Source organism: Azospirillum sp. HJ39 (genome assembly GCF_041507355.1).
Classification (GTDB): Bacteria; Pseudomonadota; Alphaproteobacteria; order Azospirillales; family Azospirillaceae; genus Azospirillum; species Azospirillum thiophilum.
The window spans coordinates 2,788,055-2,809,561 of sequence record NZ_CP167911.1; the positions used below are offsets into that span (position 1 = coordinate 2,788,055).

Consider the following 21,507-nt stretch of genomic DNA (forward strand, 5'->3'; position numbering starts at 1 on the left):
ATTGGACATGTCGCTTGGGCCGGGGTGCCCGCGGTCTCCTGGGGTTACGCCGGAGCGGCCTTTCCGTTTCCGCCAACGTGCCTTCGACTATGGGAGACGACGCCATGACCGCTCAGCCGACCCCCGCCAACGTCCTGACCCTGTTCACGCAGGCCGGATCGCTGGCCAAGACCAATGCCCAGACCACGGCGGCCAAGTCCGCCCGCGTCGCCACCCTGATGCAGGATGGCTACCGCCGCTGGTTCGACGGCGTGACCGCCACGGTCAACGACGCCAGCCGTCTGGCCGCCGGGCTGGGCAAGGCCCGCAGCCCCGCCGATCTGGCGGCACTGCAGCGCGACTGGCTGTCCACCACCCAGACCCGCGTGACCGAGAGCGTGCAGGACTTCCTGGACGTCTCCACCAGGATCGCCGCCGAGATCACCACCTTGCCGGCCGCCGCAGCTCCGGTGGCTGCGGCTCCGGCCGCCCCGGTGGCCGCCCCGGTGGCCGTGCCCCCCAAGGTGGATGCGCCGAAACCGGAAGCCGTCGAGCCGGCCCCGGTGAAGGCCGAGGCGCCGGCCGCCGTTCCCGTCGTGGAGGCACCCGAACCCATTCCGGCCCCCGCCCCGGCTCCGGCCCCCGTCGAGGTTGCCGAGACCGCGGCTGTCGCCGCCGAACCGGCCGAGGCCCCGGTGACGGAACCGGCCGAGCCGGTGAAGACCGAAAAGGCCGCTCCGACTCCGGCCGCCCCGGCCGCCGCTCCCGCCGCGGTCAAGGCCGATGCCAAGCCCGCCCCGCGCCGTGGCGCCAAGCCCGCCCCGGCCAAGCCGGCGCCGAAGGCCCCCACCTCCTTGAACTGACAACAGCCGCCAAACGGTCGCTGCCGAGGCATGGTGCGGCAAGACATGGCGCGGTGCGTCTCTTCGCCCGATCGAAGAGGCCGCCGCGCTTCGACTCGCGAAATGTCCTGGGCCGTCCGTGACGACTCGAGCTTTTTGAGGGTTTCATCTGGATCCCGGCTTGACGACCCTGCTTTTGTTCGACTATATAGCGGCCTCCTTCGGGCGGCGGGCCGTCCGATACCGGGTTTCATTTGCTAAAGTAAAGGATCAGTCCGATGGCACGTCGGTGCGCCGTGACCAACAAGGGCACGCAGTTTGGCAACAACGTCAGCCACGCCAACAACAAGAATCGCCGTCGCTTCCAGCCGAACCTCCAGGACACGTCGCTGCTCAGCGACAGCCTGGGGCAGATGGTGCGTCTGCGCATCTCGGTGAACGCGATCCGTTCGATCGAGCACAAGGGCGGCCTCGATGCCTTCCTGCTCGATGCGAAGGACGACGTGCTGAGCCTGGATGCCCGCCGCCTGAAGCGTCGTATCGCCAAGGCGCAGGAGAAGCAGCAGGCTGCGGCCTGACCGCTTCCCCCTGTATCCGGGGCGCGTTTGGTGTGCTGAAGCGGGGCGCTTGCCGCTCCGCTGACGAGATTTAGGACGCGTACAGGACGATTCCGACTCCCGGTATGAGAGCGGCGCGCGACATCCGAAAGGGTGCCGCGCGTTTCGTCGTTTTCGGGGTGTGTTGCAGCTTGGCGGCGTTAGCCCCCCACCTATCCTCCCCCGCTGGGCGGGGGAGGACTGCCGCGCCTTTCTGAACAAGCGCTTAGTCCCCTCCCCCGCCCAGCGGGGGAGGGTTAGGGTGGGGGTCTAACTTTCACTCCCCCAGCACCTCCTCCGGATCCTCGGCATCCACCACCCGGCGGGCGATCTCATAGCCGAATCCGGCCCGGCCCAACGCCGCCATGTCCTTCTCGCGGTGCGCCGCCCGCTGTTCCGGCAGCCGGTACGGCCCCAGCCGCCGCCGCTTGGCCAGTGCCAGCGCCGCCGACAGATCCAGGTCCGTACCGACATCCTCGCGCAGGCTGTCCAGCGCCTTGTCGGCCTCGTCGCGGCCGATGCCCTTGCCGGCCAGCTTCTGCGCGATCAGCCGGGTCGAGGCACCGCGGCGGTGCAGGCTCTCCGTGCGCATGCGGGCATAGGTTTCGTCGTTCAGCAGGCCGCTGCGGACATAGCGGGCCAGCAGCTCGTCGACCCAGCGCATGCCCTCCTCCCGGTCGGTGCCGTGGGCCTTGGCGGACAGGTCGACCTTGCGCATCAGCACCCGGCGCAGATTCGACGTGGAACTGGCGAATCGCTCCAGGTAATAAAGCGCCGCATTCTCCAGATACTGCGGGGTCACGCGTTTCGGCGGCTTTCGCCCCGGCTGGCCCGAAGGCACATCGGCAGAGCGTTTATCGTCGGTGTTCATGGCAGTCCCTTCGGCGGCGGCGGTTGCCGGATGGGCTGGCCGCACGTACAGTCCGTGACCCTCCCGGCGCCCTTTCCTGGCGAAACAGACCCGCCCTCCCCGGCCGCGACCGCGGCCATGGAGAAGCCGGCTCCCAACAGGCAGATCGTGACGCGATGACCCTTCCCCTCCCTCCCATGCCGCGCAATGTCGGTTCCGTCAACTGGATCGGCTTGTGGACGCTCTACGCACGCGAGGTGCGGCGCTTCGTCAAGGTCCACCAGCAGACCGTCTGGGCGCCGGTGGTGACGACGTTGCTCTATTACGCTGTGTTCGCCCTGTCGCTGGGCTCGGCGGTGCGGATGGTGGGAAGCACGCCCTACCTGGAATTCCTCGCCCCCGGCCTGATCATGATGGCGATGGTGCAGAACGCCTTCGCCAACACCTCCTCCTCGGTGGTGATCGCCAAGGTCCAGGGCAACATCGTCGACATCCTGATGCCGCCGCTGTCGCCGATGGAACTGGTCAGCGGCTTCGTCTTCGGCGGCGTCACCCGCGGCGTCGTGGTGGGGCTGGTGACGGGCCTCGCCATCTGGGCGGTGATCCCGATGCACATGCCGCATCCGGGCTTCGTGCTGTTCCACGCCGTCATGGCGTCGATGCTGCTGTCGTTGCTGGGTCTGGTCGGCGGCGTCTGGTCGGAGAAATTCGACAACATCGCGGCGGTGACCAACTTCGTGGTGACGCCGCTGTCCTTCCTGTCAGGCACTTTCTATTCGGTCGATACCCTGCCGCCGGTCTTCTGGTGGGTCGCCCATTTCGACCCCTTCTTCTACATGATCGACGGTTTCCGCTACGGCTTCATCGGCACGTCGGACGGATCGCGCTGGCTGGGCGTGGCGGTGATGCTGGCCACGAACGCCGGGCTGTGGTGGCTGGCCTGGCGCATGTTCAAGACCGGATACAAGCTGAAGGCGTGAAGCTTCCGCGAAAGCAGCGTCTTTTCCGCCCTCTCCGTTGACAGAACCCGTCGTTCTCCGGATATTTGCCGTTCCCGGCGGCCAGCCATGGCCGCCGGATTTTCCTTTTTTGGGAGACCAACGCCGTGATCCCCGTCGTCATGCCCACATACGCCCGCGCCGACATCGTGTTCGAGCGTGGTGAAGGTCCGTATCTCTACGCGACCGACGGGCGACGATTCCTCGATTTCGCCGCCGGCGTCGCGGTGAACGCCCTGGGTCACGCGCATCCCTATCTGGTGGAAAAGCTGACCGAGCAGGCGAAGAAGCTGTGGCACACCTCCAACCTGTTCCGGGTCGCCGGGCAGGAGAGCCTGGCCAGCCGCCTGACCGCCGCCACCTTCGCCGACACCGTGTTCTTCACGAATTCGGGCGCCGAGGCATGGGAATGCGGGGCCAAGGCCGTCCGCAAGTTCCATTATGAATCCGGCAACCCGCAGAAGAACCGCATCATCACCTTCGAGCAGGCCTTCCACGGCCGCACGCTGGGCGCCATCTCGGCCGCCAAGCAGGAGAAGCTGGTGCATGGCTTCGACCCGCTGCTGGACGGCTTCGACCAGGTGCCCTTCGGCGACCTCGACGCCGTGCGTGCCGCGATCACGCCCGCGACCGGCGGCATCTGCGTCGAGCCGATCCAGGGCGAGGGCGGCATCCGTGCCGGCTCGGTGGAGTTCCTGCGCGGCCTGCGCGCGCTGTGCGACGAGCATGGCCTGCTGCTGTTCCTGGACGAGATCCAGTGCGGCATGGGCCGCACCGGCAAGCTGTTCGCCCATGAATGGGCCGGCATCGCGCCGGACGTCATGTGCGTCGCCAAGGGCATCGGCGGCGGCTTCCCGCTCGGCGCCTGCCTCGCCACCGAGCGTGCGGCGTCGGGCATGACCGCCGGCACCCACGGCTCGACCTATGGCGGCAACCCGCTGGCGACCGCCGTCGGCAACGCCGTTCTGGACATCGTGCTGGCGCCGGGCTTCCTCGACGACGTGCAGCGCGTTTCCTGCATCCTGCGCGGGCGCCTGGAGGAGCTGATCGCCAGACATCCGTCGATGTTCCTGGAACTGCGCGGCCAGGGACTGATGCTCGGGCTGAAGCTGGGCCAGCCGGTGGGCGAGGTGGTGGCGAAGCTGCGCGCCAACGGCCTGCTGTCGGTCCCGGCCGGCGACAATGTGGTGCGGCTGCTGCCGCCCCTGACCATCGGCGAAGCCGAGGTGGACGAGGCCGTCGGGATTCTCGACCGGACGGCGCAGGAGTGCGTGGGATGAGCGGCGACAACAAGGACGTTCGGCATTTCCTCGACATCGACCGGATGGACGGCGCCACCCTGCGCCGCCTGCTCGACCATGCCGTGCGCATCAAGGCCGACCTGAAGGCCGACCGGCTGGCCCATTCGAGCCTGCTGGCCGGCCGCTCGCTGGCGCTGATCTTCGAAAAGCCCTCCACCCGCACCCGGGTGTCGTTCGAAGTCGGCATGCAGCAGTTCGGCGGCAAGGTCGTGGTGCTGAAGCCCGACGACATGCAGTTGGGCCGCGGCGAGACCATCGGCGACACCGCCCGCGTGCTGTCGCGCTTCGTCGATGCGGTGATGGTCCGCACCACCGGCGAGGAGCGGGTGCACGAACTGGCGGCCCATGCCAGCATCCCGATCATCAACGGCCTGACCGACCAGACCCACCCCTGCCAGATCATGGCCGACCTGATGACCTTCGAGGAGCATCGCGGCCCCATCGGCGGGCGGACTGTGGCCTGGATCGGCGACTGCAACAACGTCGCGGTCAGCTGGGCCCATGCCGCCGTCCGCTTCGGCTTCGAGCTGCGCCTGGCCTGCCCGACCGTCTACGGCCCGTCGCCGGAGCTGCTGGCCTGGGCGGAGCGCGAGGGCACCGGCCGTCTGGTCGTCACCGACTCGCCGGAAGAGGCGGTGCGCGGCGTCGAATGCGTCATCACCGACGCCTGGGCTTCGATGCACAACACCGACGTGGACGAGCGCGCGGCGATCCTCGCCCCCTATCAGGTGAACGAGGCGCTGATGGCGCACGCCCACCCCGACGCGCTGTTCATGCATTGCCTGCCGGCCCACCGCAACGAGGAGGTGACCGACGGCGTGATCGACGGCCGCCATTCCGTCGTTTGGGACGAGGCGGAAAACCGCCTGCACGCCCAGAAGGCGATTCTCGGCTGGTGCATGGGCGTTCTGGACTGACGGGGCGCCAAGCTAGAGCCCCCCACCTAGCCTCTCCCGCATCAGCACCGATTCCCTCCCCCGCCCAGCGGGGGAGGGTTAGGGAGGGGGCAAAGCGCCTCCCCGCACACAGGCCCCCCCATGCATGGGTGCCTTGCCGGCCTTGATTCGGCACCTCCCCGCCCCGATCTTGCGGCCTACGCCCCCATCGCCGGCTTTTGTCTTAAGGAATCCGCCCTATGGACGATCCGTCCGTCCGCCCGCTCACCGATGATTTCGTCCTGCCGTTCCAGATCGAGGCGTCGCGCCTGCGTGGCCGCGCGATCAAGCTGGGGCCGGCGATCGACGAGATCCTGACCCGCCACGACTATCCGCCGACCGTCGCCCGCTTCCTGGCGGAGACGGCGACGCTGGCCGTGCTGCTCGCCAGCATGCTGAAATACGAGGGCATCTTCACCCTCCAGACCAAGGGCGACGGACCGATCCGCCTGATGGTGGCCGACGTCACCTCGGTCGGCGACGTGCGCGCCTACGCCCAGTTCGATGCCGAGGCGCTGGCCAAGGCCGAGCGGGACGTGGAGATCGCCCCGGCCGCGGCGCTGCTCGGCAAGGGCTACATCGCCTTCACGGTCGACCAGGGCGCCGACACCGACCGCTACCAGGGCATCGTCGAGCTGTACGGCAAGACGCTGACCGACTGCGTCCAGCATTACTTCCGCCAGTCCGAGCAGATCGACACCGGCCTGACCGTCTCGGTCGACCGCGCCGTCGCCGCGGACGGTTCCTTCGGCCCCTGGCGGACCGGCGGCATCATGGTCCAGCGCCTGCCGCAGGAACAGAATGTCGTCGCGTCGGACAACGAGGACGATTGGCGCCGCGCCATGGCGCTGATGGCCAGCGTGTCCGGCGACGAACTGCTGTCGACCGAGCTGCCGGCCGCCGACCTGCTCTACCGCCTGTTCCACGAGGACGGCGTGCGCGTCTATGGCGGCCAGGCCCTGCGCTTCGGCTGCCGCTGCTCGCGCGAGCGGGTGGAGACCATGCTGCGCAGCCTGCCCCGCGAAGAGGTGCAGGAGTTGAAGATCGACGACGGCCGGGTCGAGGTGACCTGCCAGTTCTGCTCGACCGACTATCACTTCACCGACGCGGATCTCGACCGGGTGTACGGTCCCGCCGCCTGAGCGGGAATAGGGTCCGACACCGGCGCGTTCATCGGGGCGCGGCGTCCGCGCCGCGCCCCTTTCCTTTTCCCCAGCCCCGAACCGGAGCCCCCATGCTGTCGCGCCGCCTCCTCCTCGCCGCCGGAACGGCCACCCTCCTGCTCGCCGCCTGCCAGAGCACGCCACCGCGCCCGGCGCCGCGCCCGATCGACTTTTCCAATTTCGGGCCGATCGTGCTGAATGCCGGGACCGTCGACGTCGTCGATTCCTACCGGCCGATGGGGGCAAAGCATGTCGAGGGCCGCTCCGCCGTTCCGCCGGCCGAAGCGGTGCGGCGCTGGGCGGCGGAGCGGCTGCAGGCGGCAGGCGGGCCGGGGCGCGTGCGCGTCACCGTCCGCGACGCCAGCATCGTCGAGGTGCCGCTACCGACCAAGAAGGGCATCACCGGCTATTTCACCAACGATCAGGCCCAGCGCTACGATGGCCGGATCGAGGTCGAGGTCGCCGGCGAGGTGCCCGACACCGGCAGCGGCGGCTTCCGCGGCGTGACGCGCTCCACCGTCACCCAGTCGACCACGGTGGCGGAGAACATCTCGCTCGCCGACCGCGAGGCGACCTTCCTCGACCTCACCCGGCGGATGATGGACGACCTGAACGCCCGGCTCGACGCCGGCATCCGCAAGGATCTGGCGCCGATGGTGCGGCGCTAAGGCTGCCTTCGGGCGGGGGCGGCAGAAACTGCCCTCGCCCGCCGCCCCGGCGGCAAAGCCTGCCCGGCCGGATCCGTTCTAGATCTCCAGCTGCATGCCCAGTTCGACCACGCGGTTGGGCGGGATGCAGAAATACTCCGACGCGCTGGTCGACAGCTTCGACAGGAAGATGAACAGCGGTTCCTGCCAGCGCGGCAGGCCGAGCTTGCCATGGCTGCGGATCAGCGTCTCGCGGCTGACGAAATAGGTCGTCTCCATCGGCTCGAACGGCAACCCCGGGATCCGCCGCGTCTCCAGCGCCTGCGGGATGTCCGGCTCGTCCTTGAAGCCGAAATGGACGATCAGCCGGAAGAAGCCGGCGGACAGCGCCTTCAGCTCGAACCGCCGGTCGTCGGGCACATGGGGTACGTCCTCGATGTCGACGGTCAGCAGGACGACGCGCTGGTGCAGCACCTTGTAGTGCTTCAGGCTGTGCAGCAGCCCGGGCGGCAGGCCGCGCGGGTTGCCGGTCAGGAACACGGCGGTGCCCGGCACCCGCTGCACCGACCCGCCCTTCATCCGCTCCATCAGCAGGTCGAAGGGCAGCGCATCCTCGGCCAGCCGCTTGCGCACCACCTCGCGCCCGCGCCGCCAGGTCGCCATCAGCAGGAAGACTGCCGCGCCGACCACCAGCGGAAACCAGCCGCCCTCCTCGACCTTGACCAGATTGGCCAGGAACAGCGCCATGTCGACCGTCAGGAACACCGCCAGCGCCAGCACCGCCTGCCACAGCTTCCAGCGGCCGAGCGAGCGCGCGACCTTGTAGGCCAGCAGCGTGGTCGCCACCATGGTGCCCGTCACCGCGATGCCGTAGGCGGCGGCGAGGTTGCTGGAGGTCTGGAAGCTCAGCACCAGCAGGAGGACGCCGGCCAGCAGCAGCCAGTTCAGCTGCGGCATGTAGATCTGGCCCTTGGCATGCTCGGAGGTGTGCCGCACCTCCATCCGCGGCAGGTAGCGCAGATGCATCGCCTGCAGCGTCACCGAATAGGCGCCGGAGATCACCGCCTGCCCGGCGATGATGGTGGCCGCGGTGGCCAGCAGCAGCAGCGGCACCTGCGCCCATTCCGGCGCCAGATGGAAGAAGGGGTTCTCGATCGCGTCGGGCTCGTGCAGCAGCAGGGCGCCCTGGCCGAAATAGCACAGCAGCAGCGACGGCAGCACCAGCGCGTACCAGGCGATGCGGATCGGCTTGCGCCCGAAATGGCCCATGTCGGCATAGAGCGCCTCGGCGCCCGTCACCGCCAGCACCACGGCCCCCAGCAGCAGGAAGCCGTGCCAGCCATGCTGGAACAGCATCTCCACCGCATGGCCGGGCCAGACCGCGGCCAGCACGCCGGGATAGCGCACGATCTGCCAGCCGCCCAGCACGCCCAGCGTCAGGAACCAGACCAGCATCACCGGCCCGAACAGCCGGCCCACCTTCTCGGTGCCGAAGCGCTGCAGCACGAACAGCCCGATCAGGATGGTCAGCGTGATCGGGATGACGTAGGCGTCCAGGGCGGGTGCCACGACATGCAGCCCCTCCACCGCGCTCAGCACCGAGATGGCCGGGGTGATCAGGCTGTCGCCGTAGAACAGCGCCGCCCCCATCACGCCGATCGCCATGACGATGCCGGTGCGCCGGTGTCCCGGCCGCATGCCGCGCAGCGCCAGCGCGGTCAGCGCCAGGATGCCGCCCTCGCCCTGGTTGTCGGCGCGCATCACGAAGACGACATACTTCACCGTCACCGTGACGATCAGCGCCCAGAAGATCAATGACAGCACGCCCAGGATGACCTCCGGCACCAGCGGGAAGCCGCCGCCCTCGGTCAGGCATTCGCGCAGCGTGTAGAGCGGGCTGGTGCCGATGTCGCCATAGACGACACCCAGCGCCCCCAGCGCGAGCGCGCGCAGCTTCGTCGCATGCTCGCGCTCGTCCATGCCTGCTTCCATACCCGGTCCGCTCCGATCGTTGCCCCATGCACTGCCATGCCTAAGGTGGGTTGCGGTTGCCGCGCAAGCACCGAATGGCAGAACGCGCCACCGGCCCCGCCGATCCGCCGCCATTTCCGCTCTTCCGGCCAGGAGGTGGAGCGGAGGGAGGGGCGGCGCGGCGCTCGGCGCCGTTGCATCGTCCGCGGCTCCGTGCTTCCATCCATACGCGTACCGCGGACAGTCCCGAGCCGGCAGCCATGTCCAACGATTTCCTGTTCGCCCCGGACGCTTCCCCACCCCCGCAGGGCTCCCCCGGCGGCAAGAAGGCCTCCGACTCCGGCGCCCCGGACCCGGACGCCCCGCCCTGGCTGATCCTGGTCGCCGACGACGAGCCGGAAATGCATGCCGTCACCCGGCTGGCGCTGGCGCGGCTGCGCTTCCGCGGCCGTCCCGTCCGGCTCCTCGATTGCACCAGCGCCGCGGAGGCGGAACGGATCCTGCGCGGCACTCCGGACATCGCCGTCCTTCTGCTGGACGTGGTGATGGAGACCGAGGAGGCCGGCCTGCATCTGGTCCGCAGAATCCGCGACGATCTCGGCAACCGCAGCATCCGCATCATCCTGCGCACCGGCCAGCCCGCCCGGGTGCCGGAAGAGGATCTCGTCCTCGCCTATGAGGTCGACGGCTTCACGGCGAAGACGGACCTGACGGCGGGCAGGCTGGTCACCTGCGTGGTCACGGCATTGCGCGCCCATGCCGATTTCCGGGCGCTGGAGCAGCGCGTCGCCGAGCGCACCCGGCAGTTGGAGGAGGCGACCGCCCGCCTGAACCGGCTGGCGGTGCTGGACCCGCTGACCGGGGTATGGAACCGCCGCCGCTTCCTGGAGCTGACGGAGGCTGAACTGGCGCGGGCACGGCGCCATGGCCGGCCGCTCGGGCTGTTCCTGCTCGACCCCGACGGCTTCAGGAGGATCACCGACACCCACGGCCTTGCGGCCGGCGACGCGGTGCTGCGCGCCCTGGTGAAGCGGGTGCGGTCGGCCCTGCGCATCTCCGACCATCTCGCCCGCTTCGGCGGCGAGGAGTTCGTCGTCCTGCTGCCGGAAACCGATGCCGCCGGCACCGCCGTCGTGGCGGAGCGGGTGCGTGCAGCCTTGGCCGGCAATCCGGGGCCGGGGCCGGGGGACAACAGCCCCGTCACCGCCAGCATCGGCGCCACCGCCTGGTTGCCGCGGGAACCGTCGGTCGAGCAGGCCTTTCACCGCGCCGAACGTGCGCTCCAGGCGGCCCGGCAGGCCGGCGGCAACCGGGTGGAGATCGAATAGGCACGGGAGGCTCCCCGGAAGCCCCGGAAGCCCTCCCCCCGGGCGCCGGGACGTTCCATATGGAATAACGTTGCAGCGCGGCGATTGAACGGCCGGGGCGCACCGGCTACTCCTATCGTCGTATGCCTCCTTATCGACAGCATTCCCGATCCGGGGACCAGCACATGTGGCAGAGCTACACCAACGCGCTCATCACCGCCTTCGGGCTGTCGGGCCTGGGGTTCGGCATCGGCAAGCTCGTCATTGTGCTTGGTGAGCGCGCGATCGAACGCCGCCTCGGGTCGGAGGGGGTGCGCGACGTCATCGCCCGCCGCGCCAAGATGGAGTCCCTGTTCGAGGCCCGCCGCGCCAGTCGGGTGCAGGAACTGAAGGAGCTGGACGGTGCGGTGGAGGATGTGCTGCGCCGCCGCAAGGCGATGGAGCGGCAGGTCGAGGCGTCGCGCCAGTCCGGCGAACGGCTGGTCCGCCTGATCGGCGAGGAGGTCCAGGGCTGCCCCTGCTATGTCGCCATGATCGTGAACAAATATGTCGGCACCGCCAACCTCCAGCAAGGCCAGCACACCCTGATCGACGCCAGTTGGGCCCAGCCGCAGACCGTCGAGGTCTGGGCCCGGTCGATGGCGGAGGCGCGGACGGAGATCGAGCGGCGCTATCCCCCAGCCTTCGGCTATGCGGTGACCCGGATGCAGGAGTTCCTGGCCGCCGACACGCCAATCGCGAAGGCCGGGTGAGAGGGAACACGCGAATGGACGCCATGCCCTATGTCTTCGCCGGACTGGTCGGCTTCGCCTCGCTCGCCGTGTCGCTCCTGCTGGCGCTGCGCCGCCTGAAGACGTCGGAGGAGCGGATCGCCACCGCCGTTTCCCGCAAGCAGGCGCAGGTCGAGCGGATCAAGAAGATCGCCCGCGTCACCCTGCGCCAGGCCCACGACCTGCGCGAGGCCCGCCGCCGCAAGGCGATGGCCGAGCTGGGCTGCGAGGATCTGGAACAGCGCCTGAAGGCCGCCGACGCGGCCGACCGCCGCGTCTATGTCCTGGACGACCGGCGCACGCAACAGGACGAGGGCTGGCTGCTGCGGGTGGTCAACATCGAATATGCCTCCCGCGTCAACGCCAACCTCACCACCGCGGCGCTCGACAGCTGGAAGCGCGGCCGCCGCATCCTGGTCTGGGCGCTGGACGAGAAGAAGGCACGGGAGAAGGTCCACACCCGGCTGCCGGAAAACAAGGGCTTCACGATCATGGGCGTAGAGTCCTACCTGGGGTAAGTGTCGTCCGGCGATGCCCCCTTCCCCCTCACGCAGGAGAGGGGATCGAGTGCTTACCTGATAAAGCAGCGACAGTCCCTCCCCCGCCCAGCGGGGGAGGTGGGGTGGGGGCATTGCCAGCCGACGCCCCGCCACGGCAATGACATCAATCCTATTTTCAGGCTATCATCCCCAGGCGCATCCATCCACCCGCGCCGGGAAGCCTCGCCATGATCCGCTACGCCGAATTGCAGGTCGCCACCAGCTTCAGCTTCCTGGAAGGCGCCTCGCAGCCCGACGAACTGGCATTGACCGCGGCGGCACTGGGGCTGGCGGCGGTCGGGGTGACGGACCGCAATTCGCTGGCCGGGGTGGTGCAGATGCACGCGGCGGCGAGGAAGGCGGGGATCCGGGCGCTGATCGGCTGCCGGCTCGACCTGACCGACGCCGACAGCCTGCTGGCCTACCCGACAGACCGCGCCGCCTATGCCCGGCTGTCGCGGCTGCTGACGCTGGGCAAGAGGCGGGCGCCGAAGGGGGACTGCTTCATCGCCCGCGCCGACGTGCTGGCCCATGCCGACGGCATGCTGTTCCTGCTGCTGCCCCCCGACCGCCGCGACGATGGCTTCCTCGCCGAACTGCGGGCCTGGCGCGGCGGGCTGGCGCGCGGACAGCTCCATCTGGCGGCAAGCCACCGCTATCGTGGCGACGACGGGCGCCGGCTGGCCTGGCTTGCCGGCCTGGCCGAGGCGGAACGGGTGCCGCTGGTCGCGACCAACGACGTGCTCTATCACGGTGCCGGTCGGCGGGCGCTGGCCGACGTGATGACCTGCATCCGCCACCACACCACCATCGACGAGGCCGGCTGGCGGCTGTCCGCCAACGCCGAACGCCATTTGAAGCCCGGCGCCGAGATGATGCGGCTGTTCCGCGACCACCCCGACGCCGTCGCCCGCACGCTGGAGATCGCCGAGGCCTGCCGCTTCTCGCTGGACGAACTGCGCTACGAGTATCCCGACGAGGTGGCCGAAGGCATCGACCCGCAGCAGCGGCTGGTGGAGCTGACCTGGGAGGGGGCGGCGACCCGCTACCCGTCCGACCGCTTTCCCGGCGGCATCCCCGATGCGGTCCGGCTCACGCTTGAGCACGAACTGGCCCTGATCGCCGACCGGCGCTACGCCCCCTATTTCCTGACCGTCCACGACATCGTCCGCTTCGCCAGGGCCGAGGGCATCCTGTGCCAGGGGCGGGGCAGCGCCGCCAACTCCGCCGTCTGCTACTGCCTGGGCATCACCTCGGTCGATCCGACCGAATTCGAGCTGCTGTTCGAACGCTTCATCTCCGCCGCCCGCGACGAGCCCCCCGACATCGACGTCGATTTCGAGCATGAGCGGCGCGAGGAGGTGATCCAGTACATCTACCGCAAATACGGCCGCGACCGCGCCGGCCTGACCGCCACCGTCATCCGCTACCGTGCCCGCGGCGCCCTGCGTGAGGTCGGCAAGGCGATGGGGCTGTCGGCCGATCTGGTGGCGCGGCTGACCGGCTCGATCTGGGGCTGGAGCGGCCAGGGGGTGGACGCGGAGCGCGCCCGGTCCCTGGGCTTCGACCCGGACGATCCCAGGCTCGGCCGCACGCTTGAGCTGGCGCAGGAACTGATCGGCTTTCCCCGCCACCTGTCGCAGCATGTCGGCGGCTTCGTCATCACGCGCGGCCCGCTGTCCGACCTCTGCCCGGTCGCCAACGCGGCGATGGAGGACCGCACCACCATCGAGTGGGACAAGGACGACATCGACGCGCTCGGCATCCTCAAGGTCGACGTGCTGGCGCTGGGCATGCTGACCTGCATCCACCGGGCCTTCGACCTGATCGAACAGGTGCATGGCACGCGCTGGACGCTGGCCACCCTGCCCCAGGACGATCCGGCGGTCTACGAGATGCTGGGACGGGCCGACAGCCTGGGCGTCTTCCAGGTCGAGAGCCGGGCGCAGATGAGCATGCTGCCCAGGCTGAAGCCGAAGACATTCTACGATCTGGTGATCGAGGTCGCCATTGTCCGTCCCGGCCCGATCCAGGGCGGCATGGTCCATCCCTACCTGCGCCGCCGCAGCGGGGCGGAGGACATCACCTATCCGATGCCGTCGCTGGAGCCGGTGCTGGAGCGGACACTGGGCGTGCCGCTGTTCCAGGAGCAGGCGATGAAGATCGCCATGGTCGGTGCCGGATTCAGCGCCGAGGAGGCCGACCGGCTGCGCCGCGCCATGGCCGCCTTCCGCAAGGCCGGACAGGTCCATCTGTTCCAGGAGAAGTTCGTCGCCGGCATGGTCGCCAACGGCTGCGACCCTGCCTTCGCCGAACGCTGCTTCAAGCAGATCGAGGGGTTCGGCGAATACGGCTTTCCCGAAAGCCACGCCGCCAGCTTCGCCCTGCTGGTCTATGTCTCGGCCTGGATCAAGCGCCACCATCCCGCCATCTTCGCCGCCGCCCTGCTGAACAGCCAGCCGATGGGGTTCTACGCCCCGGCCCAGATCGTCCGCGACGCGCGCGAGCATGGCGTGACCGTCCTGCCGCCCGACGTGAACCTGTCGGGGTGGGATTGCACGGTGGAAGAGTTTCCCTCTCCCGCCCCGGGAGAGAGCCGGCTGCGCCTCCGCCTCGGCCTCCGCCTGATCAAGGGTTTCACCGCGGAGCAGGCCGACGCCATCGTCCTGTCCCGCGCCGGCGGCTACCGCGACCCCTACGACCTCTGGCGCCGCGCCCGCCTGCCGGTCGCCGTCCTGGAAAAGCTCGCCAAGGCCGACGCCTTCCGTTCGGTCGGGCTCGACCGCCGGGCGGCCCTGTGGGCAGTCCGGGCGCTGGGCGACCAGCCGTTGCCCCTTTTCGCCCGTCTCGACGGCCCGATGGCCGACGAACCGGACGCACCGCTGCCGGCCATGGCGCTGGGCGAGCATGTGGTGATGGATTACGGCAGCCTGTCGCTGTCGCTGAAGGCCCACCCGCTGGCGCTGCTGCGCGACGGGCTGCCCGGTGTCACCCCGGCGGAGCGGTTGGCGCAGGCGCGCGACGGCCGGCGGCTGACCACCGCCGGTCTGGTGCTGGTGCGCCAGCGGCCGGGCAGCGCCGAGGGCGTCGTCTTCGTCACGCTGGAGGACGAGACCGGGATCGCCAACCTCGTCGTCATGCCCGACATCTTCGAGATCTTCCGCCGCGCGGTCATGACCGCAAGGCTGATGGCGGCCACCGGCCGGATCCAGAGCCATGACGGCGTGGTGCATCTGCGCGTCGAATCGCTGATCGACCTCACCCACCGGCTGGCCGAGCTGACCGGCGAGGACCGTTCCGCGGCAACGCCCTTTCCCAGGGGGCGCAATTTTCATTGAGGATGTCGATCCCTCCTGACATCACGCTGTCAGGAGGGGGTGTGCTATCAAGGGGGCGTGCCGGCACGAACCACGAACATTCCCCCTCCCACCTGTCAGGAGCCTGTTCCATGAACACGCCGAACGTCGTCACCTGGTTCGAGATCCCCGCCGCCGACCTCGCCCGCGCCGTCAGCTTCTACGAAACCGTCTTCGCCGTCACCCTGGTGCAGGAGCCCTGTCCCAGCGGCATGAAGATGGCCGTCTTCCCCGCCGAGGGCGACGCCGTGAAGGGCTGCCTGATCCAGCACGAGTCCTGCAAGCCCAGCGCCGACGGCACCACCGTCTACCTGAACGGCGGCGACGACCTGTCGGCCCCGCTGGCCCGCGCCGAGCAGGCCGGCGCCACGATCGTCGTGCCGAAGACGCTGATCGCGCCGGAGATCGGCTATTTCGCCCAGTTCATCGACAGCGAGGGCAACCGGGTCGGCCTCTATTCGATGCACTGACCCCTTATCCCGGGACGCCACCGCCATGCGCCGCGCCGACCGCCTGTTCCAGATCGTCCAGCATCTCCGCAAGGGGCGGCTGGTGACGGCTGCCGAGCTGGCGCGGTGCCTGGAGGTGTCGGAACGCACCGTCTACCGCGACATGCGCGACCTCGCCTCCTCCGGCGTGCCGGTGGAGGGCGAGGCCGGCGTCGGCTATCTGCTGCGCGACGGCTACGACCTGCCGCCGCTGATGTTCACCCGGGACGAGGTCGAGGCGCTGGTGGTCGGTGCCCGGCTCGCCCGTGCCTGGGTCGGCGGCGGGCTGGCCGACGCCGCCGCCCGCGCGCTCGACAAGGTCGAGGCGGTGGTGCCCGAGGCGCGGCGGCGCGAGCTGGCCGACAGCCGGGTCTTCGTCCCCGACTTCTCCTTCCCCGCACCCTTGCGCGAGCGGATGGACGTGCTGCGCTGTGCCATCAACGCCCGCCGCGTCGTGCTGTTCGACTACCGCCGCCAGGACGGCACCAATTCCGCCCGCGCGGTCCAGCCGCTGGGCCTGTTCTTCTGGGGCCGGGTGTGGACGCTGGGCGCCTGGTGCGAGCTGCGCGAGGAGTTCCGCAGCTTCCGCATCGACCGCATGGACAGCCTCGCGGCGCTGGACCGCCGCTTCGACGAGCTCCCCGGCCGCGGCCTGGAGGATTATCTGGCGCTCTGGCGCGATGAGGCCTGCCACAGCCGGGACGCGGAGTCGGCGCATGCCGACGGCTGGACCGGGAAGCCCTAGAATCCCTCGCCGCGGAAGGGCCGGGACAGCAGCCCCTCGATGGTCTCGTCCAGCCCGGCGCCACGGTTCAGGATGGCGTCGACCGCGCCGCAGATCGGCATGTCGACCCCCAGCTTCGCCGCCAGCCCGACCACCGCCGCGGCGGTGTAGACGCCCTCCGCCACCGACCGGCGGACGGCCAGGATGTCGGCCAGCGCCTTGCCCTCGCCCAGCGCCGCCCCCAGCGACATGTTGCGCGACTGCAGGCTGGAGCAGGTCAGCGTCAGGTCGCCAAGCCCCGACAGCCCCATCAGCGTCTCCGCCCGGCCGCCCAGCGCCAGCGCCAGCCGGGTGATCTCGGCCAGCCCGCGGGTGATCAGCGCGGCGCGCGCGTTGTCGCCCAGCCGCCGCCCCTCGACCACGCCGCAGGCGATGGCCAGCACATTCTTGACCGCCCCGCCGACCTGCGAGCCGACGACGTCGTCCGAGCGGTAGGGCCGGAAGGTGCGGCTGCCCAGCGCCGCCACCAGCACCGCGCCGAGCTCCTCGTCCGCACAGGCAAGCGTCACCGCCGTCGGCAGCCCGCGCGCCACCTCCGCCGCGAAGGTCGGGCCGGACAGGATCGCCACCGGCGTCCCCCCCGGCAGCGAGGCGGCGACCGCCTCGCTCATCAGCGCGTGGCTGTCCAGTTCGATCCCCTTGGCGCACACCACCACCGGTGCGCCCGGCTTCAGCCGCGGCGCCATCTGCGCGGCGACGCCGCGGGCATGCTGGGCCGGCGACACCAGCAGCACCGCGTCGCAGCCGCCGAGATCGGCCAGGTCGCCGGTGACGCGCAGCGCGTCGGGCAGCGGCACGCCGGGCAGATAGTCGCGGTTCTCCCGCCGGATGCCCATCGCCTCCACCACCGCCGGCTCGCGCGCCCACAACAGCGTGTCGCGCCCGGCGCGCAGGGCTGCAAGCGCCAGCGCCGTGCCCCAGGCGCCGCCGCCGACGACACCGATGCGATGGAGGGGAGAGGAAACCACGCTCATGGCCGACCACGCAGGATGTTGTTGAAACCGGCGCCCGTCACGCCTTCACCCCCGACCCGACCCCGGCGCGCCCGATCGCCGGGGCCGCCGTGGGGTCCAGCGGCCAGCGCGGACGCGGGGCGAAGCTGAGCGGATCGCTTTCGCCGAGGCGGAAGCGCTCGATGCCGGCCCAGGCGATCATCGCCGCATTGTCGGTGCACAGCCGCAGCGGCGGGGCGACGAACGGCATGCCGTGCTTCCCCGCCAGCGTCGCCAGCCGGGCGCGGATCGCCTTGTTGGCGGCCACGCCGCCGGCGACCACCAGGGCGCCGCCCTGCGGATGCTCCTCCTTGAAGCGGCGGATGGCGCGGGCGCAGCGGTCGGCCAGCACCTCCGCCACCGTCGCCTGGAAGGCGGCGGCGAGGTCGTCGCGGTCGGCCTCCGTCAAAACGCCGCCCAGCTCCTCCACATGCCGCCGCACCGCAGTCTTCAAGCCGGAGAAGGAGAAGTCGCAGCCCGGACGCCCGAGCATCGGCCGCGGCAGCTCGAAACGGCCGGGGTTGGTCGCCCGCGCCGCCGCCTTCTCCACCAGCGGCCCGCCGGGATAGCCCAGTCCCAGCAGCTTGGCGGTCTTGTCGAACGCCTCGCCCACCGCGTCGTCGATGGTGGTGCCGAGCCGGCGGTAGCGTCCCACCCCCTCGACCGCCAGCAGCTGGCAATGGCCGCCCGACACCAGCAGCAGCAGGTAGGGAAAGGCGACGTCGTCGGTCAGCCGCGCGGTCAGCGCGTGGCCTTCCAGATGGTTGACCGCGACGAAGGGCAGCCCGCGCGCCGCGGCGATGGCCTTGGCCGTCATCACGCCGACGATGACGCCGCCGATCAGCCCCGGCCCGCCGGTGGCAGCCACCGCGTCGAGGTCGCCGAAGCCGATCCCGGCCTCCGCCATGGCGCGGCGGATCAGCCCGTCCAGGTGTTCCAGATGGGCGCGGGCGGCGATTTCCGGGACGACGCCGCCATAGGGCGTGTGGTCGTCCAGCTGCGACAGCACCACGTCGGCGCGGATCTCGCGCGCGTCGGTGACGACGGCCGCCGCCGTCTCGTCGCAGCTCGTTTCAATTCCAAGAACGATCATGCCGCCAAACTAGCGGCCTTGGCCGTCCGGGTATAGCGTCGAGTTATGAACCCCGACACCCCGCCCGACGACGGCAGCATCCTCTATTACGACGCCGACTATCCCTCGCTGGAGATCGGCGAGGCGCGGGCCGACGACGCGGCGACGCTCGCCCGCCTGGGCCTGCTGGGCGACGTCGCCTTCTACACCGGCCTGGCGCGCGCCACCGGCGCCTCGAACGGTGGCCCCGTGCTGGAGGTCGGATGCGGCACCGGCCGCCTGACCATCCCGCTCGCCCGCACCGGCGCGGAGGTCTGGGCGGTCGACGTCAACCCCGGCATGCTGGCCCAACTGCGCGACCGGCTGGCCGCCGAGGCGCCGGAGGTGCGGGCGCGCGTCCGCATCCTGGAGCAGGACGCCGCCGGCCTCGACCGGCCGGAGCTTGCCGCCCGGTTGGCGATCCTGCCCTTCAACCTGCTGATGATGGTGCCGGGCGGCGGGCACGAGGCCCGCCTGCTGGCCGCCGTCACCCGCCATCTCGCCCCCGGCGGCACGGTGGCGCTCGACGTGATGAACCCGCTGACCCTGCCGCAGGACGCCGACCCCGCCCCGGCCCCCTCGCGCCCGCGCCGCCATCCGCGCACCGGCAACCCGGTGGTCCGCCATGCCCGGGCCGGCGCGGTGGACGGCGACGGGGTGCAGCGCATCGCCGGCCGCTATGACGAGCTGCTGCCCGACGGCTCGATCCGCAGCACCCCCTTCGCCTTCCACTGGCGGATGATCGGGCTGGCGGATCTGCGGTCGCGGCTGCCCGCGGCCGGGCTGGCGGTCGACCGGGTCCACGGCGACTTCGACGGCGCGCCCTGGACGGTCGCCAGCCGGCGCACCGTGCTGGTCGGTCATCGCCCCTTTGGCCACCGCCCCTTTCAAGGTTCTCCGGACGAAATTTGATCCGTCTCAATCTTCGGTATGGCAGGGCGACGAATCCTTGCAAAGCTGTGCGGATCGCCTAGAACACGCCCTATGACGACCCACCCGCTCCGTATCGGGACGCGCGGCAGCCCGCTGGCGCTGGCGCAGGCCCATGAAACCCGCGACCGCCTGATCGCCGCCCATCCCCATCTGGCCGCCCCCGGCGCCATCGAGATCGTCGTCTTCAAGACCACCGGAGACCGCATCCTCGACCGCACCCTGGCGGAGGCGGGCGGCAAGGGCCTGTTCACCAAGGAGCTGGAGGAGGCGCTGTTCGACAACCGCGCCGACCTTGCCGTCCATTCGATGAAGGACGTGCCGACCCAGCTCCCCGACGGGCTGGAGATCGCCACCCTCCTGCCGCGCGAGGATCCGCGCGACGCCTTCTTCGCCCGCTCCGGCGGCGGACTGGCCGACCTGCCCGCCGGCGCCGTCGTCGGCACCGCCGGCCTGCGCCGTCAGGCCCAGGTGCTGGAGCTGCGCCCCGACCTGACCATCGTCCCCCTGCGCGGCAACGTGCAGACCCGCCTGTCCAAGCTCGATGCCGGGGAGGTGGACGCCACCCTGCTGGCGCTCGCCGGCCTGCGCCGCCTCGGCCTGACCGGCCGCATCAGCGCGGTGCTGGAGCCGGAAACCATGCTGCCCGCGGTCGCCCAGGGCGCCATCGGCATCGAGATCCGCAGCGACGACAGCGATACCCGCGCCCTGCTGGCTCCGCTGAACTGCGCGGAGACGACGGTGCGCGTCACCGCGGAACGGGCGCTGCTGGCCGCCCTCGACGGCTCCTGCCGCACGCCCATCGCCGCGCTGGCGGTGCTGGACGGCGACCGGCTCCATCTGCGCGCCAAGGTACTGTCGCACGACGGCCGCAGCATCTTCCGGGCCGAGCGCCGCGGCACAGCCGCCGAGGCGCTGTCGCTGGGCGCCGACGCCGGGGCCGAGATCCGGGCGCAGCTGCCGCCCGGTTTCTTCTCCGCCCCGCACTGACCGTCGGCTTGGCGGATTTTCCGGATAGCGGAAAAGACAGCAGGCCTTCCGGATGATGGAAAAGCAGCACGTCTCCCCTTCCCGACAGGGCCGTACGCGGCTTCTAGTCACCCGTCCGATGGAGGACGCCGAGCCTCTGGTGCGGCGGCTGGAGGCTCTCGGCCATGCCGTGGCGGTGGAGCCGATGCTGTCGATGGTGTGGATCGACGGGCCGGAACCGGACCTCTCGAACGTACAGGCCCTGCTGTTCACCAGCGCGAACGGCGTACGGGCATACTCCAAACGTACGAGCCGGCGCGACCGTCCGGTGCAGGCCGTCGGCGACGCCACGGCCCGGGCGGCGCGCGAGGCCGGCTTCACCGACGTCGACAGCGCGTCGGGCGACGTGTACGCCCTGGCCGAGCGTGTCCGGCTCCTGCGCGATCCGGCGGCAGGTACGCTGCTGCATGTGGCGGGAAGCAAGGTGGCGGGCGACCTTGCCGGGCTGCTGGGAACGGCCGGGTTCACGCTGCACCGCAGCGTGATGTACGACGCCGTACCCGCTTCCGCCCTGTCGGAGGAGACCGCGACATTTTTGCGTACGTCGGGCATCGGCGGCGTGTTGTTTTTCTCTCCCCGTACCGCGGCCTCCTTTGTTAGGCTGCTGGCCGAGGCCGGACTGGTCGACCGTTGTCGTACGGTCGACGCGTTCTGTCTCAGCCCCGCGGTCGCGGAGGCTGCCCGTGCGTACGGCGACCAGGGAGTGACGCCGTGGCGAAGCGTACGGGTGGCGGCCCGGCCGGAGCAGGACGCCTTGCTCGATCTGTTGCCGGCCGCCGGGTGACACCGGTGCGGTCCGGCCGTTCGGCCTTATCCCAGGCACGCCCCCTCCGGGGTACGCCGCGTTGGACGGGCCGGGCGTACGGAGGATGAGCGGACCGGTCCGGGGGGCTGTGGCGTTAAGACGAACAACAGCGAA

Annotated in this window: 20 protein-coding genes; 16 read left to right on the forward strand and 4 right to left on the reverse strand. The window is 70.4% G+C overall.

The annotated features are described in order from the left end of the window. Positions 1-104: 104 nt before the first annotated feature. Both ABMY26_RS26590 and rpmB read left to right on the forward strand, forming a co-directional pair. Positions 105-842 carry a phasin family protein gene (locus tag ABMY26_RS26590; RefSeq protein WP_372397567.1) on the forward strand — a complete coding sequence of 246 codons (738 nt, stop codon included), beginning with the start codon at positions 105-107 and terminating at the stop codon, positions 840-842. A gap of 257 nt (positions 843-1,099) precedes the next feature. Continuing rightward, entirely contained in the window at positions 1,100-1,399 is a 300-nt protein-coding gene (gene rpmB, locus ABMY26_RS26595) for a 50S ribosomal protein L28 (RefSeq protein WP_372397568.1), read from the forward strand. Positions 1,400-1,694: 295 nt separating this feature from the next. Here the strand turns inward: rpmB and ABMY26_RS26600 are convergent, their stop codons facing one another. Continuing rightward, positions 1,695-2,288: a regulatory protein RecX gene (locus ABMY26_RS26600; RefSeq protein WP_372397569.1), complete on the reverse strand. Its 594-nt coding sequence runs from the start codon at positions 2,286-2,288 to the stop codon at positions 1,695-1,697. A gap of 155 nt (positions 2,289-2,443) precedes the next feature. Here ABMY26_RS26600 and ABMY26_RS26605 point away from each other — a divergent pair, with 155 nt between their 5' ends. From ABMY26_RS26605 to ABMY26_RS26625, 5 genes are all read left to right on the forward strand, one after another. Further along, entirely contained in the window at positions 2,444-3,247 is an 804-nt protein-coding gene (locus tag ABMY26_RS26605; protein WP_372397570.1) for an ABC transporter permease, read from the forward strand. A 125-nt stretch (positions 3,248-3,372) separates the two neighbouring features. Continuing rightward, positions 3,373-4,545: an aspartate aminotransferase family protein gene (locus ABMY26_RS26610; protein WP_372397571.1), complete on the forward strand. Its 1,173-nt coding sequence runs from the start codon at positions 3,373-3,375 to the stop codon at positions 4,543-4,545. Then, positions 4,542-5,483: an ornithine carbamoyltransferase gene (gene argF / locus ABMY26_RS26615; protein WP_372397572.1), complete on the forward strand. Its 942-nt coding sequence runs from the start codon at positions 4,542-4,544 to the stop codon at positions 5,481-5,483. Before ABMY26_RS26610 ends, argF begins: the two co-directional genes overlap by 4 nt. 218 nt (positions 5,484-5,701) lie before the next feature. After that, a complete protein-coding gene (locus ABMY26_RS26620; protein ID WP_372397573.1) occupies positions 5,702-6,643 on the forward strand; it encodes an Hsp33 family molecular chaperone in 942 nt (313 codons plus the stop codon). Positions 6,644-6,735: 92 nt separating this feature from the next. Beyond that, on the forward strand, positions 6,736-7,332 hold the full coding sequence (locus ABMY26_RS26625; RefSeq protein ID WP_372397574.1) for a hypothetical protein: 597 nt from the start codon (positions 6,736-6,738) through the stop codon (positions 7,330-7,332). Between the two features lie 78 nt (positions 7,333-7,410). Here the strand turns inward: ABMY26_RS26625 and ABMY26_RS26630 are convergent, their stop codons facing one another. Continuing rightward, the gene (locus tag ABMY26_RS26630; RefSeq protein WP_372397575.1) at positions 7,411-9,291 is read right to left on the reverse strand and encodes a potassium transporter Kup; all 1,881 of its coding nucleotides are present in this window, start codon (positions 9,289-9,291) and stop codon (positions 7,411-7,413) included. A 251-nt stretch (positions 9,292-9,542) separates the two neighbouring features. On the opposite strand from ABMY26_RS26630, the gene ABMY26_RS26635 reads away from it, so the two are divergent. From ABMY26_RS26635 to ABMY26_RS26660, 6 genes are all read left to right on the forward strand, one after another. Continuing rightward, entirely contained in the window at positions 9,543-10,610 is a 1,068-nt protein-coding gene (locus tag ABMY26_RS26635) for a diguanylate cyclase (protein WP_372397576.1), read from the forward strand. Positions 10,611-10,774: 164 nt separating this feature from the next. After that, positions 10,775-11,341 (forward strand): hypothetical protein, encoded by a 567-nt coding sequence (locus ABMY26_RS26640; RefSeq protein WP_372397577.1) that lies wholly within the window; start codon positions 10,775-10,777, stop codon positions 11,339-11,341. A 14-nt stretch (positions 11,342-11,355) separates the two neighbouring features. Then, positions 11,356-11,877, forward strand: a complete 522-nt coding sequence (locus tag ABMY26_RS26645) for a hypothetical protein (protein WP_372397578.1) — start codon at positions 11,356-11,358, stop codon at positions 11,875-11,877. A gap of 209 nt (positions 11,878-12,086) precedes the next feature. After that, positions 12,087-15,236 (forward strand): error-prone DNA polymerase, encoded by a 3,150-nt coding sequence (locus ABMY26_RS26650; RefSeq protein ID WP_372397579.1) that lies wholly within the window; start codon positions 12,087-12,089, stop codon positions 15,234-15,236. 110 nt (positions 15,237-15,346) lie between these two features. Beyond that, positions 15,347-15,724, forward strand: a complete 378-nt coding sequence (locus ABMY26_RS26655; protein ID WP_372397580.1) for a VOC family protein — start codon at positions 15,347-15,349, stop codon at positions 15,722-15,724. Between the two features lie 25 nt (positions 15,725-15,749). Next, on the forward strand, positions 15,750-16,487 hold the full coding sequence (locus ABMY26_RS26660; RefSeq protein ID WP_372397581.1) for a helix-turn-helix transcriptional regulator: 738 nt from the start codon (positions 15,750-15,752) through the stop codon (positions 16,485-16,487). Here ABMY26_RS26660 and ABMY26_RS26665 read toward each other — a convergent pair. Next, the gene (locus ABMY26_RS26665) at positions 16,484-17,500 is read right to left on the reverse strand and encodes an NAD(P)H-dependent glycerol-3-phosphate dehydrogenase (RefSeq protein ID WP_372397582.1); all 1,017 of its coding nucleotides are present in this window, start codon (positions 17,498-17,500) and stop codon (positions 16,484-16,486) included. The two genes, ABMY26_RS26660 and ABMY26_RS26665, sit on opposite strands and share 4 nt — an antisense overlap. 37 nt (positions 17,501-17,537) lie before the next feature. After that, complete coding sequence (gene tsaD, locus ABMY26_RS26670; protein ID WP_372397583.1) at positions 17,538-18,611, reverse strand: tRNA (adenosine(37)-N6)-threonylcarbamoyltransferase complex transferase subunit TsaD; 1,074 nt, start codon at positions 18,609-18,611, stop codon at positions 17,538-17,540. A gap of 45 nt (positions 18,612-18,656) precedes the next feature. Here tsaD and ABMY26_RS26675 point away from each other — a divergent pair, with 45 nt between their 5' ends. The 3 genes from ABMY26_RS26675 to ABMY26_RS26685 all read left to right on the forward strand — a co-directional run bounded on the left by ABMY26_RS26675 (position 18,657) and on the right by ABMY26_RS26685 (position 21,372). After that, positions 18,657-19,541, forward strand: coding sequence for a class I SAM-dependent methyltransferase (locus ABMY26_RS26675; RefSeq protein WP_372397584.1), 885 nt, complete (start codon positions 18,657-18,659; stop codon positions 19,539-19,541). Positions 19,542-19,613: 72 nt separating this feature from the next. Continuing rightward, a complete protein-coding gene (hemC, locus tag ABMY26_RS26680) occupies positions 19,614-20,549 on the forward strand; it encodes a hydroxymethylbilane synthase (RefSeq protein WP_372397585.1) in 936 nt (311 codons plus the stop codon). A gap of 52 nt (positions 20,550-20,601) precedes the next feature. Next, the gene (locus tag ABMY26_RS26685) at positions 20,602-21,372 is read left to right on the forward strand and encodes a uroporphyrinogen-III synthase (RefSeq protein WP_372397586.1); all 771 of its coding nucleotides are present in this window, start codon (positions 20,602-20,604) and stop codon (positions 21,370-21,372) included. The last annotated feature ends 135 nt before the right edge of the window (positions 21,373-21,507 follow it).